At 46.9% G+C, this 1,122-nt stretch carries 1 protein-coding gene; it reads right to left on the reverse strand.

The window, feature by feature from the left end:
* Positions 1-218: 218 nt before the first annotated feature.
* A complete protein-coding gene (locus SO140_RS46015; protein ID WP_443004064.1) occupies positions 219-881 on the reverse strand; it encodes a hypothetical protein in 663 nt (220 codons plus the stop codon).
* Between the last annotated feature and the right edge of the window lie 241 nt (positions 882-1,122).

Genomic DNA, 1,122 nt, shown 5'->3' on the forward strand with positions numbered 1-1,122 from the left:
CAAGAAAACGAAGACTCTGTGCAGGAGCTCTGGTTCCCAAAACCAATTGAGCAACAATGGAAGCTAAAATCATCTTCATTAGATATGGAAGAGTACAAGCAAAGGCTTTACTTACTATCAGGAACAAAGTGCGTTTCCACCACATCCGAACCCCAGCATGATCTAAGCACTACATAATATTGCATCTACCATAACTTCCGTTGGGCGGACCTGTGTTCTTAGAGCGGTTTAAGTGTAAACAAAGGAAGTAGCATCTGGTTGTTTATCATCCACTCCAGTGAATGTTGGCACCGGTATGCGATAATTCGCTTTATCGTGGCAAAATCATCCTCCAGGTTGCGGCTAAGTATGGGCTCATGATGAGCAATACGGTTGCGCAGCTTTCTCACTGTCTCCAGATCGTTGTAGAGATTCTGCCGCAACTGCGCTGCGCTCAATCCCTGTGCAGCTGCATGAGGAAAAGCAGCCAGTATGTGATTGTTCCAGAGTCGGGTGTCGAATCTTCCGGTCAGAAGTTTCTGCCAAAAAACAAACTTGAGTTCAGGGATAACCTTTCCTGTCGTAGGCTGGTTCCTCCGACCATTAATAAGGTCGTCTTTGGGTTTATAACCATGAACAGGGATCGGCAGACTTCGTTCAAAACCCATAGACCACGGCCATCTGGGGCCGTATACCACCTCGAGCACATCTGAGAGAGCATTTCGCATAATCACTTCGCAAACATGTAAGGGTACAAAGAAGGCGGCAGATATTTGTGCGTTCCACATGTAAAGCCTCAGGGCTTTTTCTGTCTTTTGAATGCCAGCAGGCCCACCTAGAACATTTTCATACGTTCCTATTCTGGCCGCAGACAAGCTGGCCTTTATCCTGTTTGACGACATCGTCAGCAATCCTTATAATGAAGTTACTAGCCACGGGACTTGTTAGCAGTAATGCTTCCCCCCGAGGACAATCGACAGAGATATACAACAAAGGCCCGCTGTATGCTATACAGCGGGCCTTTGTTGTTTTAATTTCCTTCACTTAGGACACTTGCGACAACTCTGTCGATTTACCATAACATCCGTTTCCCGCACCGCCTCAGGCGCCCTATGTGCGCTTGAACAACCAAAGCAGTAAAAC

The organism is Bradyrhizobium sp. UFLA05-108 (assembly GCF_059803455.1).

Excerpts from the sequence above, each read along its gene's own strand:
- SO140_RS46015 (WP_443004064.1), bottom strand. The coding sequence starts at position 881 with ATGTCGTCAAACAGGATAAAGGCCAGCTTGTCTGCGGCCAGAATAGGA.